Source organism: Amycolatopsis marina (assembly GCF_900111885.1).
Classification (GTDB): Bacteria; Actinomycetota; Actinomycetes; order Mycobacteriales; family Pseudonocardiaceae; genus Amycolatopsis; species Amycolatopsis marina.
Genome location: NZ_FOKG01000011.1, coordinates 75,444 through 90,469 on the forward strand (window position 1 = coordinate 75,444; position 15,026 = coordinate 90,469).

The 15,026-nt window shown below is 66.5% G+C and carries 17 protein-coding genes; 12 read left to right on the top strand and 5 right to left on the bottom strand.

The window, feature by feature from the left end:
- Window positions 1-35: 35 nt before the first annotated feature.
- Genes BM199_RS18740 through BM199_RS18750 form a run of 3 tightly spaced genes read left to right on the top strand, consistent with a single transcriptional unit; the run spans window position 36 to window position 2,184 of the window.
- Complete coding sequence (locus tag BM199_RS18740; protein ID WP_091674694.1) at window positions 36-584, top strand: pyridoxamine 5'-phosphate oxidase family protein; 549 nt, start codon at window positions 36-38, stop codon at window positions 582-584.
- A 40-nt stretch (window positions 585-624) separates the two neighbouring features.
- Window positions 625-1,032: a YciI family protein gene (locus BM199_RS18745; RefSeq protein WP_091674560.1), complete on the top strand. Its 408-nt coding sequence runs from the start codon at window positions 625-627 to the stop codon at window positions 1,030-1,032.
- Window positions 1,033-1,038: 6 nt separating this feature from the next.
- The gene (locus tag BM199_RS18750; RefSeq protein WP_091674561.1) at window positions 1,039-2,184 is read left to right on the top strand and encodes an RNA polymerase sigma factor; all 1,146 of its coding nucleotides are present in this window, start codon (window positions 1,039-1,041) and stop codon (window positions 2,182-2,184) included.
- Between the two features lie 15 nt (window positions 2,185-2,199).
- On the opposite strand, the gene BM199_RS18755 is transcribed toward BM199_RS18750, so the two are convergent.
- The gene (locus tag BM199_RS18755; protein WP_091674562.1) at window positions 2,200-3,354 is read right to left on the bottom strand and encodes a serine hydrolase domain-containing protein; all 1,155 of its coding nucleotides are present in this window, start codon (window positions 3,352-3,354) and stop codon (window positions 2,200-2,202) included.
- A gap of 472 nt (window positions 3,355-3,826) precedes the next feature.
- On the opposite strand from BM199_RS18755, the gene BM199_RS18760 reads away from it, so the two are divergent.
- The 4 genes from BM199_RS18760 (at window position 3,827) to BM199_RS18770 (ending at window position 7,487) form a co-directional block, all read left to right on the top strand.
- Window positions 3,827-4,777, top strand: coding sequence for a TerC/Alx family metal homeostasis membrane protein (locus tag BM199_RS18760; RefSeq protein WP_091674563.1), 951 nt, complete (start codon window positions 3,827-3,829; stop codon window positions 4,775-4,777).
- A gap of 2 nt (window positions 4,778-4,779) precedes the next feature.
- Window positions 4,780-4,905 carry a hypothetical protein gene (locus BM199_RS34965; protein ID WP_281245718.1) on the top strand — a complete coding sequence of 42 codons (126 nt, stop codon included), beginning with the start codon at window positions 4,780-4,782 and terminating at the stop codon, window positions 4,903-4,905.
- Window positions 4,906-5,433: 528 nt separating this feature from the next.
- Entirely contained in the window at window positions 5,434-6,714 is a 1,281-nt protein-coding gene (locus BM199_RS18765; RefSeq protein WP_177242688.1) for a wax ester/triacylglycerol synthase domain-containing protein, read from the top strand.
- Window positions 6,715-6,719: 5 nt separating this feature from the next.
- Window positions 6,720-7,487, top strand: coding sequence for a YwaF family protein (locus BM199_RS18770; protein WP_091674565.1), 768 nt, complete (start codon window positions 6,720-6,722; stop codon window positions 7,485-7,487).
- A 90-nt stretch (window positions 7,488-7,577) separates the two neighbouring features.
- Here the strand turns inward: BM199_RS18770 and BM199_RS18775 are convergent, their stop codons facing one another.
- Window positions 7,578-8,414 (bottom strand): hypothetical protein, encoded by an 837-nt coding sequence (locus BM199_RS18775; RefSeq protein WP_091674566.1) that lies wholly within the window; start codon window positions 8,412-8,414, stop codon window positions 7,578-7,580.
- A 272-nt stretch (window positions 8,415-8,686) separates the two neighbouring features.
- Between BM199_RS18775 and BM199_RS18780 the strand changes: the two genes are divergently transcribed.
- Complete coding sequence (locus BM199_RS18780) at window positions 8,687-9,055, top strand: STAS domain-containing protein (RefSeq protein ID WP_091674567.1); 369 nt, start codon at window positions 8,687-8,689, stop codon at window positions 9,053-9,055.
- 82 nt (window positions 9,056-9,137) lie between these two features.
- Window positions 9,138-9,665, top strand: coding sequence for a nitroreductase family deazaflavin-dependent oxidoreductase (locus BM199_RS18785; protein WP_245788451.1), 528 nt, complete (start codon window positions 9,138-9,140; stop codon window positions 9,663-9,665).
- Here the strand turns inward: BM199_RS18785 and BM199_RS18790 are convergent.
- The 3 genes from BM199_RS18790 to BM199_RS18800 all read right to left on the bottom strand — a co-directional run bounded on the left by BM199_RS18790 (window position 9,637) and on the right by BM199_RS18800 (window position 11,567).
- Window positions 9,637-10,629 (bottom strand): MerR family transcriptional regulator, encoded by a 993-nt coding sequence (locus BM199_RS18790; protein WP_091674568.1) that lies wholly within the window; start codon window positions 10,627-10,629, stop codon window positions 9,637-9,639. The two genes, BM199_RS18785 and BM199_RS18790, sit on opposite strands and share 29 nt — an antisense overlap.
- A complete protein-coding gene (locus BM199_RS18795; protein WP_425425549.1) occupies window positions 10,623-11,309 on the bottom strand; it encodes a HEAT repeat domain-containing protein in 687 nt (228 codons plus the stop codon). Before BM199_RS18795 ends, BM199_RS18790 begins: the two co-directional genes overlap by 7 nt.
- Before the next feature lie 72 nt (window positions 11,310-11,381).
- Window positions 11,382-11,567: a hypothetical protein gene (locus tag BM199_RS18800; protein WP_091674570.1), complete on the bottom strand. Its 186-nt coding sequence runs from the start codon at window positions 11,565-11,567 to the stop codon at window positions 11,382-11,384.
- 304 nt (window positions 11,568-11,871) lie between these two features.
- Between BM199_RS18800 and BM199_RS18805 the strand changes: the two genes are divergently transcribed.
- From BM199_RS18805 to BM199_RS18815, 3 genes are all read left to right on the top strand, one after another.
- Entirely contained in the window at window positions 11,872-13,425 is a 1,554-nt protein-coding gene (locus tag BM199_RS18805; RefSeq protein WP_218160370.1) for a S8 family serine peptidase, read from the top strand.
- 176 nt (window positions 13,426-13,601) lie between these two features.
- A complete protein-coding gene (locus BM199_RS18810) occupies window positions 13,602-14,102 on the top strand; it encodes a hypothetical protein (protein WP_143101867.1) in 501 nt (166 codons plus the stop codon).
- 263 nt (window positions 14,103-14,365) lie between these two features.
- Window positions 14,366-15,025, top strand: a complete 660-nt coding sequence (locus BM199_RS18815) for a M15 family metallopeptidase (protein WP_091674572.1) — start codon at window positions 14,366-14,368, stop codon at window positions 15,023-15,025.
- Window position 15,026: the final 1 nt, after the last annotated feature.

Consider the following 15,026-nt stretch of genomic DNA (forward strand, 5'->3'; position numbering starts at 1 on the left):
TCAACCAACAGTACGTACGGCACCTGGGAGCCATCATGCAACCGCACGAGATCACCGAGGTCCTGAACCGACCGATCAGCCAGGAACTGCTGGCCCGCGACCTGACTCGCCTGGCCTACGTCGCCAAGGACGGGACACCCCGCAACATCCCGATCGGGTTCACCTGGAACGGCTCGGAAATCGTCATGTGCACGACGACGAACGCCCCGAAACTCCCGAGCCTGCGCGCGAACCCCGCGGTCGCACTGACCATCGACACCGAGGTGCATCCGCCCAAGATGTTGCTTGTCCGGGGCCGGGCCGAGCTGGACGTCGTCGACGGTATCCCGGACGAGTACCTCCAGATGAACGGCAGCTACGAGATGACACCGGAGCAACGGGTCCACTGGGAGGCCGAGGTGCGTTCGCTCTACGACAGCATGGTCCGGATCGTCGTGACCCCGACGTGGGCGAAGCTGATCGACTTCGAGACGACGCTGCCGACCGCGGTCGAGGAACTGGTCCGGCAGCGGAACGACCGCGAGTTCAGCGGAAAGTCGCGAGGGGATGTCGAGAACCAGCGTGTGGCTCCGTCCCCGGGGTGAACACGGCCATAATGAGCCGTACCGCACGAAGGAGAACAAGATGGCCAAATACCTGCTGCTCAAGCACTACCGGGGCGCGCCGGCGGCGGTCAACGACGTGCCGATGGACCAGTGGACGCCGGAGGAGGTTTCGGACCACGTTCAGTACATGCAGGATTTCGCCGCCCGGCTCGAGGGCACCGGCGAGTTCGTCGACAGTCAGGCGCTCTCCCCGGAGGGCACGTTCGTCCGGTACGACGGTGAAGGGCGCCCGCCGGTCACCGACGGGCCGTTCGCGGAGACCAAGGACGTGATCGCCGGCTGGATGGTGATCGACGTCGAGACCTACGAGCGGGCACTCGAGCTGGCAGGCGAATTGTCCGCGGCTCCAGGCGCGGATGGCAAGCCGATACACGAGTGGCTCGAGGTGCGCCCGTTCCTGACGGCGCACCCGACCATCACGGAGTGACGCACGGTGGACGAGGTCCTGCTGCGGACCCTCACCCCCACGGTGATCGGCATCCTCGTCCGTCGCGGAGCTGATTTCGCGGCGGCCGAGGATGCCGTGCAGGACGCACTGGTCGAGGCCGTGCGCGTGTGGCCGGACGCACCACCGCGGGACCCGAAGGGCTGGTTGATCACGACGGCCTGGCGCAAGTTCCTTGATGCCGCACGCGCCGACACCTCCCGGCAGCAGCGCGAGGTCCGTGTCGGGGGCGAGCCCCAGCACGGCCAGGTCGAAGCGGTGGACGACACGCTGCAGTTGTACTTCCTGTGCGCGCACCCGTCCCTGACACCGGCTTCGGCCGTCGCGCTCACGCTGCGCGCGGTCGGCGGCTTGACCACCCGGCAGATCGCACAGGCCTACCTCGTGCCGGAGGCGACCATGGCCCAGCGGATCAGCAGGGCGAAGCGGACCGTCTCGAACGTCCGCTTCAACCAGCCCGGTGACTTGGCCACGGTGCTGCGGGTGCTCTACCTGGTATTCAACGAGGGCTACTCCGGCGACGTCGACCTCGCCGCCGAGGCGATCCGCCTCACTCGCCAGTTGGCAGCCAAGATCAACCATGTGGAGGTCGTGGGCCTGCTCGCGCTGATGCTGCTGCACCACGCACGGCGCACCGCTCGGACCGGTCCCGATGGCAGCCTCGTGCCGCTTGCCGAGCAGGACCGCGACCTGTGGGACACGCGGCTGATCGCCGAGGGCATCGACGTGCTCCAGTCCGCCCTTGCCCGCGATCACCTGGGCGAGTTCCAGGCTCAGGCCGCCATCGCCGCGCTGCACGCCGACGCCAGGACGGCCGAGGAGACCGACTGGGTGCAGATCGTCGAGTGGTACGACGAACTGCTGCGGCTCACCGACACTCCGGTGGCCCGGCTGAACCGGGCCGTCGCGGTCGGCGAGGCCGACGGACCCCGGGCCGGCCTGGCCGCCCTGGCCGAACTCGACCCGACTCTGCCCCGGTATACGGCCGTCGCGGCGTACCTGCACGAGCGTGACGGTAACCCGGTCACCGCGGCCCGCCTCTACGCCGAAGCAGCCAGGTCCGCGTCCAACCTCCCCGAGCGCGACCACCTCACACGGCAGGCCGCACGGCTCAACGTTCAGCTGCGCGGCTGAGCGCTGCTGTGTCGGTCACGTGCAGAATGCCGTGTCCACAGTGGCCACGACCGCTTTCGCCGCCTGCTCGGCGTCACCGAAGGTCCCTGGCAGCGCGGTCACCGCGAGCCCGACGGAACGGCCGTCATCGGTAGCTCCCCCGCGCGTTTCGTAGCCGTCGATGTCACCGCCGTGCCCCCAGTACACACCACCACAGCTCAACGGGACGCTGATCAGGCCGAGCCCGTATCGCCAGCCGGGAAGCACCGGCGCAGCAACTGTCTTGCGCATTTCGGCCAGCTGCGCCGCAGGAAGCAGCTTGCCGTCGAGCAGCGTACGGGAGAACCGCGCGAGATCGCCCGGTGTCGAGATCAGCTGACCGGCCGCTCCGCCCCAGGACGGATCCATCTCGGTCGCGTCGATGACATCGCCGGTGGCGTGATTGCCCGTTGTGTACCCCTGTGGATGAGGTCGCCGGATGGTCTGGTCACCTGGCTGCGGCCAGTATGTGTGGCGGAGGCCGGCCTTGTTGATCACCCGTTCGGTGATCTGCTCCTGCACCGGGCGCTCGGTCACCCGCTCGATCAGCAGGCCCGCCAGCAGGTAGTTGGTGTTGCTGTACTCCCACTTGGCACCCGGAGCGAACCGCGCCGGGTGCGCCAGTGCGGCGGCGAGCAGATCGTGGGGCTGGAAGAACTTGTGCTGAATCTCCTCGAAGTTGTCCAGTCCGATGTGCGCGGTGTAGTTCGGGAGCCCGCTGGTGTGCTGCAGCAACTGCCGGACGGTGATCACGTTGGCGTCGATGCCCTCGCCGCGAACCAAACCGGGCAGGTACTTCTCGATGGGTGCGTCCAGCTCCACCTTTCCCTCCGCCACCAGCTGCAGGACGACCACCGCGGTGAACGTTTTCGTGTTGCTGCCCGCCCGGACGTAGCCGTCCCGCGGTACCGGGACCTGCCGGTCCAGCCGGGACGAACCGGCGACCAGCGACGTCGTGCGGCCACGTTCGCTCACCGAGGCGAGCGCGGCCGGGAACTTCTCCTGGCCCACCAGTGAGTCGAGGCTCCTCTGCAGGGCCGAGTTGCTGGGTGGGTCAGCCATCGCCGCACCGGTCAGGGTGGTGCTCATCAGCCCCGCCACGGTCAGGACCGCTACGCCTTTGCGCACCGCCGAGGTGGTATTGATCTGCATTCGCTCTCCTTCTCCGACCGGATCGACACCGAAAATGATGTCCGCACCCGGCCCGAAGATCAGTAGTGCTGCCTACCGAGCGTCAGGTGGTGCTGGCTCCACCCTTTGCGGCCGGCGCGGTCGGAGGTGTACTGCTCGGAACCCTGGTCGCCCTACCTGATGAGTGCCGCGATGATCTCGGCCGTCATGGGCGAAGGGTCACCCCACCATCGAGTGCCCGTGTCCGGCGCGAAGGGCCAGGGCACTGTTTGTAACCTTTACTTCCACCCAGTGTGACACCTAGACTCGGGCGCCGAGGGGAGTACTTCCCAGGGTCGGCCCGGTCAGCACGGACATCCGATGGTGTCCCCGGGAGGCCACCCCGACGACGGGGCGAAGGAGACCTCGAACACCTCGTGGTGTTCGAGGAGGCACGGTGCCCAGTCATACCTCCGCACTCGCCGCTTCAGCGGGGTCGATCGGTTCACCCTGGATGTGGACCGCGAGCATCGTGGTTCTCGTCGCCCTGCTGGTCGCGGACTTCGTGGTCACGCACCGCCCGCACGAGGTCTCCATGCGTGAAGCTGTGGGCTGGTCCGCGTTCTATCTCACGCTGCCGGTCCTTTTCGGCATGTTCCTGTGGGTGAAACACGACGGCCCCCAGGCAGTGGAGTTCTTCACCGGGTTCGTCGTGGAGAAATCCCTCTCGGTGGACAACCTCTTCGTGTTCATGCTGCTGCTGGCTGCCTTCTCGGTGCCCACGGCGCTGGCACAGCGCGTGTTGCTGTACGGCATTGTCGGAGCCCTGGTGTTGCGCGGAATCTTCATCGCGCTCGGTGCCGCCATGTTGCAGGCCGGAACGTGGGCGTTCCTGGTGTTCGGCGCGATTCTGTTCATCACGTCGGTCAAGATCCTGCACCAGGCGATATCCGGGCAGACCACTGACCGCGACGTATCCCAGATGCGATCGGTGCGCCTGCTGCACCGGCTGTGGCCCGTCACCGACGGCTACCGCGGCACCCGCCTCACCGCCCGCGAGAACGGGCGGCGCGCCATCACACCACTGACCGTGGTGGTCGTGGCGGTGTTCGCCACCGACGTCGTGTTCGCCGTCGATTCGGTTCCCGCGGTATACGGAGTCACCGAAGATCCGTTCCTGGTTTTCACCACCAACGCCTTCGCTCTCCTTGGTCTCCGTGCCCTGTACTTCGTCCTGCAGTCCGCACTCGGCAAGCTCGTGCACCTCAATCATGGACTCGCACTCATTCTCGCGTTCATCGGTGCGAAACTGGTGCTGCACTGGGCCCATGGAATCTGGCCGTCAGTGCCGGAGATCCCCACTTCGATCTCACTCGGGGTCATCGTGGTCGTCCTCGCGACCATCACGATGACCAGCTTCGCAGCCAACCACTCCGCCGTCACAGCAACTACGAAGAAGAACTGATCATGCTCATAGACGCCCTCATCGAGATAGCCCTGACCGTGCTCGTGCTGGCCGCATTGGCGATCACCTGTGCCGTACTGCTGTCCATACGACCACCGAAACCGCCACCACCGGGCACCCAGCGATAGTCGCGCTCGGTTGACACACCGTCCGCAGGAATCGTCCACATCGGAGTAGCCCTGTCGGCCGTAGGGTGGGCGCCGGAGCGCCACCTGTATGCGCTCGAAGCCCGCCAAGGCCCGAGGGCTTCGCTGCGAGTTTGTTGATGAGGTAGCTGAACCGAACCAAGTCGACCAGCCAGCTACAGAGACCAGCGCGGTGCCGTATAGGTCATTATACACTTCGTATCGCCTATGTGACGGTCAACGACCGCACGCGTAGAATATTCCGTGGTGTGGATGGTTCGACGCCGGGAGAACGCGTCCTGCGTTGAGGCACAGCACGACGCAGCCGAGTGCGGGGCGAGGTGGCGACATTGATGATGCGACCCGAGGGCGAACTACTTCCCGACGCGTCCCACACCATGCTCCCGTGTGGACGCACGCCCGGGGGCGACGAGGTCACGGACCGGCAACGAACACCCCCTCACCGGTAGCCCGATGAACGCATCGCGCGAGCATGGGCCACGCATAGAGCGAGCGACACCGAACGATCTGATGACGCTCGCCTCCGATATCGGGTCACCGTCGCTGCAGATCGCCGGTGTCGTGCTGCTCGAGACACAGGTTCCCCTCACGCTGTCGAGGGTCCGGGACGCGCTCGACGTCAGGGTGGCGCAACTCGCCCGTTTCCGTCAGCGTCTGGTTTCCGTCGCGCCAGGGCTTGGCCGTCCGATTTGGATGGATGACCCCACCTTCGACATCCGGCGACACGTGCGGCAGGCGCGTTGCCCGGATCCGGGAGACGAGGAAGCGCTACTGGGGATGGCATCCCGTGTCGCCACCGAGCCACTCCCCGACGACCGTCCACTCTGGTCAGCTACCGTGGTGGACGGGCTCACCGGCGGACGAACAGCGTTGATCGTGACGTTTCACCACGTGCTCACCGACGGTGTCGGCGGCCTCGCGGTGCTCGCCCATCTGATGGACCACCCACCGGGCACCGGCGAAGAGCCCGATACCGGCTTCCCGCATACACCACCCACACCCGTACAGCTGATGACCGACGCCGTGGGCAGCAGACTGCGCGCACTGCTCGCTGCGCCGAAGGCGGTGCGCGAGATCAGAACCGCACTCGCACAGCTTCGCCTTGTCGCGACCACGCGACGCTCCCCCGCCTCGCTGAGTCGCGCGATCGGCACCCGCAGGCAGTTCGCGGTGGCCAGCTGCAAACTCGTCGACATCAGGGCGACGGCGCACTCCCGCGACGCCACCGTGAACGACGCACTGCTGTGCGCGGCCACCGGCGCGCTGCACGCTCTGCTGCTCCATCGAGGGGAGGACGCGGACTCGCTGACCATTTCCATTCCGGTATCGGCACGCCGGACCGACAGCACGGCCCACCTCGGCAACCAGGTGGGGTCGGTGCCGGTTGCGCTGCCCACGAAGGGACCATCTCGCCTGGAAGCCATCGCGCGCATCACCCGCAGACACAAGGCGGTGGCGCGGGGAGTCTCCTCGGTTCTGCTCGCGCCGCTGTTCCGCTTGCTCGCCGCGTTGAATCTGCTCGGGTGGATCATCCGCCGACAGCGCCTCGTCGTCAGCTCGGTGACCTACCTGCACGGCCCGCCCGCTCCGCTGTACTTTCTCGGTGCGCAGGTGGCCGACATCGTTCCGATCACCGCCATCAAGGGGAACATGACGGTCTCCTTCGTCGCGCTCTCCTACCGCGACACACTGCTCGTCACGGTCATCGCCGACTCGGACCGCTGTCCGGACCTGCCGGTGCTGGTCGCGGCGCTGCAGCGGGAACTCGATGCGCTCGCCCATGGCGGATGACGCCAATGCTTTCGCCGGCACGACCCGACCTCATTCCCGCTCTTCCGCGGAGAGTCACGGAGCAAACCGGATATCAGTTCACCGCCTACGGACTCTCGCACTGGTTGGTGCTGCTCGTGTTCGCCGCCGGATCGGCCGCGCTGATCGCGTGGGGACGCAGGCACCACGGAACCGCGCGCGCACGATGGTTCAGCAGGGCCTTCGCGATCGTCGTCATCACCCTGCACCTGACCGTGCAGCTCTACTCGGCCGTGGCCGCCGAATGGAACATCGACCTCGTCATTCCCCTGCACCTGTCCGACCTGGCGGGATTCGTCGTCGCGTACGCGTTGTGGTCCCACCGGAAATGGGCGCACGCCCTGACCTACTACTGGTGCCTGACCTTGAGCGCCCAGGCACTAGTGTCGCCCGTGCACACCGGACCGGACTTCCCACATCACGAGTTCCTGGCGTTCTGGACGATGCACCTACTCGTCATCTGGGCCGCGATCTACCTGACGTGGGGTCTCGGGGCGCGACCCGACTGGCGCAGTTTCCGGGTCGCGGTCCTCGTCACCCTGTGCTGGGTCGGGGTCGCCATGTCGTTCAACGCTTTCTCCGGCACCAATTACGGCTTCCTCAACCGCAAGCCCGAAATCACGACTGTTCTGGACCTTTTCGGGCCGTGGCCGGTGTACCTGGTGCCGGAGTTCGCGCTCGTCCTGACCGTCTGGGCCCTGATGACCCTGCCCTGGACCAGACAGCCGACGCGAAGACCGGCGGGGCGGACCTGAACCCCGCTCGGCACTCCGCGCATTGGTGCCCTACCGTGCAGCCGGCCGAGATGATGCGGCTTCAACACGAAGTCGATGCCCGCACGTTTCTCAGCCCTGCCACACGGTCAACCGGCTCATTCGTACTCCGGCGCCGTCGAGGTACATGCCGATTGGCTTGTTGTTGTAGGTCACGCCGTTCACCACGCTCGGTGCGGATCCGGCCGCGGTGCGCACGATCAGCCGATCGTCGGAGTTGTCCGACGCCATCCTGCGGTAGACGCTGATCCGGTCGTCGTGCCAGCTGATCTTGAAGGTGCGGTAGGTCTCTATCGGTGTCGGATAGTGGACGTTCGCCAGTCGCGTGTACTCATGCCCGTACTCCCGGGAGATCGTGATGTATCCGGATTCGCGGATCAGCAGGATCACGTAGTTGTAGTCGTTGCTGTGGTGACCAACCATGATCTTGAGCCCGCCGTTGGTCGAGCGGCGCACTCCCCCGATGGTCTGCCCGCCTTTCGGGTCGTACCACAGCGTTCGCCCGGTCACCACGACCGACATCGGCTGGCGGAAGCTCTTGCGTGACCGCACTCGCACCCGGCGTACGTTGTGGCCCCAGTCGCCGCGATGGAAGGGGGCGGAATAGCTCCCGTTCTCCACCGTGCCGAGATCGCCGTTGTGCACCCACAGTCCGCCACGCACATGTGTGGCGGAGTAGGTGACCAACTCGGGGCTGTTGGAAAAGTTGCTGTCATTGCTCTGGCTCGTGGCGCCGCGGAACATGTTGTAGCTGGTGCCGGCCTCCGCCACACCACCGGCCAGGAGGCTGCCGCCGCCGAAGGTCGCCAGGCCACCGGCGGTGAGCAACCCGAGTCGTAGCATGTCGCGACGGTCGAGACTCGACGGTTCGTTGTTTCCGCTGACCGGGTCGGCGTCGCGTTCGTCCACAGCGTCCTCCTTGACTTGTTGAAAATAGCCAGAATGAGACCATATTCTGTTACCAGTCCACACACCAGCGTCCGGCGTTCACCCCGCACCTGGCTCATTCCGTGACGGCAGATATTCATTGACCCGTTGTCAAGTTGTGACTGTAGTGAGCATTGTTTTAGAGTCTCAGCAGTTCGGTTCAAACAAGTAGCCGCGTGAAAGCATGCTGCGCTGCTTGGTCCACCGAACGGCGCCGCGCTTTCCGTGGCAGTTCGCGTGTGAGGAGACAACGCATGTCCAATACGGGCCCGCGAGACCTGCTCAGCGTACGAACGGATCATCGCGACGGCGTCGTCGTGGTCCGGATTGAGGGCGAGGTCGACCTGACGGTCCTTCCCGATGTGACTTCGGCGCTGGCCCGCGCGTTGTCCGGCGGTTCCAACGCGGTGCTCGTGGACATGTCCGCCGTCGGCTTTCTGTGCACTCGGGGAGTATCGCTTCTGATCGACGTCGAACAGCGGGCTGGACAACAGGGCATCCGCCTGTGTCTGGTCACGGCGCAGCGCGCGGTGCTACGGCCCATACGGCTGCTCGGCCTGCACGAACGGTTCCTCATCCGACCGTCCGTGGCGCAGGTTCTGGAGGAGTTGGCCGACACCTGACAGCCACGACGGCAGTGCCCGATGCCGGTGTGGGTCGATCGATCAGGAATCGAGAAGCCGTTGCGATCGAGTCGTACCTAATGTGATCGCCAAGGAGATCACGTTGACCGAATGGAGGCGGGCAGTGGCACGGAATCAGCACGCGGAGAATCGCGAGGGGCGCAAACCGGGTACGCCCGGCACGTTTTCGCGATGGACTCAGCGAAAGATGAATGCGCGCACGAACCGCAAGATCCGGCGCGGCCGTGGCAAGTTGATGGGCATGGAGTTACTGATCCTGAACACCACAGGCCGCCGGAGCGGGCAACCACGGGAGACCCCGGTGGCCTGGTTCCCCGATGAAGACGGCTGGCTGATCGTCGCGTCGGGCGGTGGTAGCCAGCACCCGGACTGGCACGCCAATCTGCGGGCGCACCCCGACCGGGTGACGGTCGAATTGCCCGGCCGCGACCCTTTGCCGGTGACCCCGCACCAACTCAACGGCGCCGATCGTGAGCAGGCATGGCAGCGCATCGCGGCGGCGCAGCCGCGCATCGCGAAGTACCAAAGCAAGTCCGACCGGGAGTACCCGGTGATCCGGCTCAGCCCCCCACGAGTGCCGAGGCGATGAGGGCGACAGACCGGTCATCGTCGTGGGCCAATTGCCGCAGGACGCCCTGTGCGAGGTTCGCCGGCATCTCGGCGAGTGCCTGGGTCAGGCGTATCCGCACCGCGGAGTCCGCGGTGTGCGCGGCGAGTTCGTCGACCAGTGCCCGCATGATCCGGTCCGCGCACTCGGGGTCCACCGACAGCGTTCCCAGGACCTCGGCCGCGTCGACGTCGTTCGTGCCGTCGACCACCATGCCGACGAGTATCGGTACCGCTGCGGTCGCGCCACGTGAACCCAACGCGAGAGCAGCATGCTTCCGCACCGACGGGTCCGAGTCGCCGAGCGCGTCCGCGAGCACCGTGGTCGCCTCGTCACCGGACATCTCGGCGATCGCGAGGACCGCACGCCGCCGGATTTCGACGTCCGCCGAGTACACGCCGGACGCCACGCTCGCCACACCGCCACCGCCCGCCCGCGCGAGTGCCCACCGCAGGGCACCGGCGACGTTCGGATCGGATTCGGCGAGGACCGCCCCGGCCAGCAATTCGGCGGGAACCGGCACGTCCTCGGTCGGGGCGAGGACGGTCTGCTGGCGGCGTGCGGCGTCGGGCGAGTTGAGCCCGTGCAGGAGTTCGACGATGCGCAGTACCTCCTGCCAGCCGAACGGCGCCGAGGCGTCGACCGTACGGAGTCGCTCGAGCAGCTCCTGCTCGCGCTTCAGTCGGTCTTCGGTCCGGCGGATGAGGTCGGCGACCAATGTGGATGGTGCGAAGGCGGGATCCTCCAGAGCGCGGCCGATCTGCCGCAGCGACAGTCCGAGCGACCGCAGACTTTCCACGTGGAAAATCCGGCGAATGTCCTCCGCGGAGTACTCACGGTAGCCACCCACGGTGCGACCGGTCGGTCGCACCAGCCCGAGGGAGTCGTAGTGCCTGAGCATCCGGGTACTCACCCCCGAGCGGCGTGCCACCTCGCCGATCAGCACGCTGTTCCCTCGACTCTCTCCGAGCCGAGCGCGACAACCCGCTTCGCCACGTCGACGGCCTCGTCGAAGCCGGAATCCGGGTCGTGCAGGAGCCGCTCCGTAGCGCGGGCGTGCGCACGCACCATCGGGTCGGCGCTCGCGAATCCCGTCTGCAGGGCCGGCCCGATCACGTCTCCGAGCGCGACGAGCGCCCGGCTGAGACTCAGTCGCACATACCGGTCACCACGACCGAGTTCGGTGGCCAGTTCCACGGCCAGCCCTTCCTTTTCCCCGGCAGGCACGAGGACGACGGCAGCACGCCATGCGCTTCGCGCGACCTCGTCGTCGGCGTCGTGCAGCAACGACCGCGTGATCGCAGGCCACACATTCTCGTCTCCTATCTTGGACAGCGTATGCAACGCCTGACTTCGGGCCTGAGCGTGCTCAGAACGGAGTTCCGCGCGCAGTCCGGGCACCGTGACCTCCGGCGGGAGGCGGGTCAACGCCCAGGTGAGCATGTCACGCACGAAGAAGTCCGGCTCGATCGCGCACCGTGCCAGGAGCGCGTCGACGAGCCCGGGGTCGGGTTGCGTGCCGGCCATCATGGCCGCCTTGAGCCGCGTCGACGAGTTTCGTGCGGCCAGCGCGTCGAGCAGGCGCGTGTCCGGTGAATTTTTGTGTGGCGAGTTGACGGGGACCACCTCCTGCACCCAGTGAAGACCTTGTCACAGTGTCAAGGTCAAGTGCGTGGTCCCCGGAGTGTCGCGATGTGCCTACGACGGGGAGAACCCGGTCTCCCGCCCCGGTGGGTCCGCGGGTGGGGGCACGTTCTCGTCCGCAATGGACTCGGCAACCTCCTGATTCTCCTCCGCGACCCGCTTTGCTTCGTCGATCTGCTCTTCCGACTCGGCCAACGGCTCCTCGTCTGCCTGCTCCCGCAGGCTCCGTTCCCCGTCCATCAGGTGCTCCTTTTCCTCGAGAGCTGTGCCGTCCTCCGGCTAACCATTGCGCCGACGGGGCAAACGCGGGACGACCTCCCTTCGGCGTGCGGCGAAAGTCGGGTCTCCTGTCGGCCCTCCGTTGCTGAACGGGCGTGACCAGCAGTTTTCCGGCAACGACCATTTTGTACGCATCCCATACGTAGTGCTGCCTCGGTTGTTCCCGACCTGACCCCTCGTCAACAGTGACTCCAGTGGCCGCTGGTGATCAACACGCCACCCCTGTGAGTGGCTACTCACCCGATCGTGAACGAATGGAGTACTGATGCACGCACAACATCGGTCTCGCCGCAGATTGCTCTGCGCGAGCGTCCTGGCGGGAGCGACGGCGCTGGCCGGTTTCGCGACCACGGGGGTCGCGACGGCTGACGAGACAGGTCAGATCCGTAACGCGGGTGCGGCCAACGCCGTGCCGGACAGCTACATCGTGGCGCTGAAGGAGTCCGAGGTCAGCGCCAAGGCCGTGGGGCAGGCGGCGGCGAACCTCGCGTCGCGCTACGACGGCGAGGTCAAGTTCACGTACGACGACGTGCTCAACGGGTTCTCGGTGACGATGACCGAGCAGCAGGCCCTGCGCCTTGCAGCGCACCCCGACGTGGCTTACGTCGAACAGGACGGCATCGCGCAGACCCAGGCTGTGCAGAACAATCCCGTCTGGGGTCTGGACCGAGCCGACCAGACCAACCTGCCGATGGACGACCGCTACTCCTATCCGGACAGTGCGGGTGAGGGTGTCACGACCTACGTCATCGACACCGGAATCCGCACCGGCCACACCGAGTTCGGTGGCCGTGCGCGGTCGGGTTACGACTTCATCGACAACGACTCCAACTCCAACGACTGCAACGGCCACGGCACCCACGTGGCCGGCACCGTCGGCGGCACGACCTACGGCATGGCCAAGAAGGCCGGCCTGGTCGGCGTCCGAGTGCTCGACTGCGGTGGCCGCGGGGCGTACTCGGTGATCATCGCCGGCATGGACTGGGTGGCCGAGAACGCGCAGAAGCCTGCTGTGGCGAACATGAGCATCGGCGGTCCCACCGACAGTTCGGTCAACCGCGCCGCCACCGGCCTCATGCAGTCCGGGGTCACCACTGTGGTGGCGGCGGGCAACTCCAACGAGGACGCCTGCAACTCCTCCCCGGCCAGCGCCAGCGCGGTGATCACCGTCGGGGCGTCCAATACTCGCGACGAGCGTTCCACCTGGCCGGAGATCCCGGGCGCGGAGTCCAACTACGGTCGCTGCCTGGACATCTGGGCACCGGGAACCGACATCACCTCGGCATGGATCGGCAGCAACTCCGACACCCGCGTCGCCGACGGCACATCGATGGCCAGCCCGCACGTAGCCGGCGCCGCGGCCCTGCACCTGGGCCTGCGTTCGTCCGACTCACCGCAACAGGTGCGCGACGCACTCGTCGGCAATGCGACCAGCGGGCTGCTGACCGGCATCAGGTCCGGCTCGCCGAACAAACTGCTCAACACCACCTACCTGCACGGCGAGGAGCCCGGGCCCGGACCGGACCCCGAGCCGGGCGAGCAGGCGCCGGTCGCCGACTTCAGTGTGCAGTGCGGCTTCAACACCGGCTGCACCTTCGACGCCAGCGCGTCGACCGACGACACCGGTATCGAGTCCTATGCCTGGGACTTCGGCGACGGCAACACCGGAACCGGGGAAACCGTCCGGCACAACTACAGCCAGGCAGGCAACGTCACCGCCACCCTGACCGTCACCGACGCCGACGGCCTGACCGACGCCGCCAGCCGCACCCTGCAGTGCTACGACTTCGGCAACTCGGCCTTCTGCTTCCCCGGCTGAACCACGAGGTCACGCTCTGACGAGAACACCGACGGGACGTGGGCGGAGTTGCCAGCCGGCTCCGCCCACGTCGGCTGACGCTGACAGAATATGTCGGATCGGTAACGGTCGGCATCGAAGCAGGGGCGCCGGGTACTCGGGTGGGACAGCTGCAGTCGACGTGCGGAGATCCGATCATGCCCCTGGCTCAGCCACACCACCTCGGCCGGCTCGCCGCCGCCGCCGTTTTGGTGCTCGGTCCATGGTTCCTGGCGAGCTGCGACAACGGTGACGGCACCGGTGGCGGCTACGGCACTGGTGATACGACCGACACGGCCGCCGAAACCAACTCTGAGCCTGCCCCTCAGGACGGGCAGGCCTATTTCGCGAACGGCGACCATCTCGGCGAGAAGGTGTCCGTCACGGCCGCCGTGGACGTGCCGCTCAACGAGCGCGCTCTGGTACTCAACGCGGGCGAGTACGGCGACAACTCGCTCCTGGTGCTGCTGGACCAGAAAGCCCCGAACTTCCAGGAAGGCGACCTGGTCACCGCCACAGGTACCGTCGAGAACTTCACCTACGAGCAGTTCAGCGAGAAGTACAACCTGGTCCAGGCAGCCATCTACGACGGTTACACCGACGAACAGTTCTTGAACCAGGCCACCGTCGAGGCCGCGAAGGACGCGCCAACCGGCTGAGACACGGCGTACTCGCCCTCCCCGGAGGGTGCAGCGCGCCGTTCGGCCTGACCGCGTCGGTGCCTGACCGCACTTTTCCACAAGAGTGCACGACCAGAGGCTCTCCGCCCCTGGTCACGGGGTTGGAGCCGCGCACTTTTGCGGGAAAGTGCGACGGCGGTGGGCGGCGCGCGATGGACGCTCCCGATCAGATCATCTGACTGGTGCAGAACCAAGACACGCAGTGGCCAGGACGTGGACGTTCGAGCTGCATCGTCGGGAGTATGAGCAACGAGACCAGCGAGAACAGTTGCCACGGTTTCCGGCGAGCACAGGCAGTGGTCGTCGCGGCTGGACTGTCAGTGACATTGGTGGCCTGTGGCACCACACCCTCGTCGACCTCCCCGGTACAACAGGGGGCGGCCCCTGGCAGCTCACCGGCCGGTGGCGCCCAGCAGCAAAGCATGCCGAACGAGGACGCCGAGCCGACAGGTGCCGAGCCGACAGGTGACGGAAGCATCGGACACAACCAGTCCCTCACCCCGTTCGACACCGACCACATCGCACTCGGAAAGCTGGATCCAGCCCTGCTGCGAGCGGTTCAGCAGGCGGCCACCGACGCACGGGCGGACGGGATCGAGTTTTTCGTGACGTCGGGCTGGCGGAGCAAGGAGTATCAGCAGCGTCTGCTTGAAGAAGGCATCGAAAGGTACGGCAGTCTCGAAGAGGCGAGGAAGTTCGTCAACACCCCGGAGAAGTCGACGCACGTGTCCGGCAAGGCAATCGACCTCGGCCCGACCGACGCCGATGACTGGCTCATCCGGCACGGTTCGAGATACGGCCTCTGCCAGACCTACGCGAACGAGATGTGGCATTTCGAACTGATGACCACGCCGGGAGGCGAATGCCCGGCACCACTGGCGGACGCCACCGTCGCTCCCTGAA

What these genes read in the sequence shown, in the direction of transcription:
- BM199_RS18740 (WP_091674694.1), top strand. Translation starts at nt 36, where the DNA reads ATGCAACCGCACGAGATCACCGAGGTCCTGAACCGACCGATCAGCCAG.
- BM199_RS18745 (WP_091674560.1), top strand. Translation starts at nt 625, where the DNA reads ATGGCCAAATACCTGCTGCTCAAGCACTACCGGGGCGCGCCGGCGGCG.
- BM199_RS18755 (WP_091674562.1), bottom strand. Translation starts at nt 3,354, where the DNA reads ATGCAGATCAATACCACCTCGGCGGTGCGCAAAGGCGTAGCGGTCCTG.
- BM199_RS18760 (WP_091674563.1), top strand. Translation starts at nt 3,827, where the DNA reads ATGTGGACCGCGAGCATCGTGGTTCTCGTCGCCCTGCTGGTCGCGGAC.
- BM199_RS34965 (WP_281245718.1), top strand. Translation starts at nt 4,780, where the DNA reads ATGCTCATAGACGCCCTCATCGAGATAGCCCTGACCGTGCTCGTGCTG.
- BM199_RS18765 (WP_177242688.1), top strand. Translation starts at nt 5,434, where the DNA reads ATGACGCTCGCCTCCGATATCGGGTCACCGTCGCTGCAGATCGCCGGT.
- BM199_RS18770 (WP_091674565.1), top strand. Translation starts at nt 6,720, where the DNA reads ATGCTTTCGCCGGCACGACCCGACCTCATTCCCGCTCTTCCGCGGAGA.
- BM199_RS18780 (WP_091674567.1), top strand. Translation starts at nt 8,687, where the DNA reads ATGTCCAATACGGGCCCGCGAGACCTGCTCAGCGTACGAACGGATCAT.
- BM199_RS18800 (WP_091674570.1), bottom strand. Translation starts at nt 11,567, where the DNA reads ATGGACGGGGAACGGAGCCTGCGGGAGCAGGCAGACGAGGAGCCGTTG.
- BM199_RS18805 (WP_218160370.1), top strand. Translation starts at nt 11,872, where the DNA reads ATGCACGCACAACATCGGTCTCGCCGCAGATTGCTCTGCGCGAGCGTC.
- BM199_RS18810 (WP_143101867.1), top strand. Translation starts at nt 13,602, where the DNA reads ATGCCCCTGGCTCAGCCACACCACCTCGGCCGGCTCGCCGCCGCCGCC.
- BM199_RS18815 (WP_091674572.1), top strand. Translation starts at nt 14,366, where the DNA reads ATGAGCAACGAGACCAGCGAGAACAGTTGCCACGGTTTCCGGCGAGCA.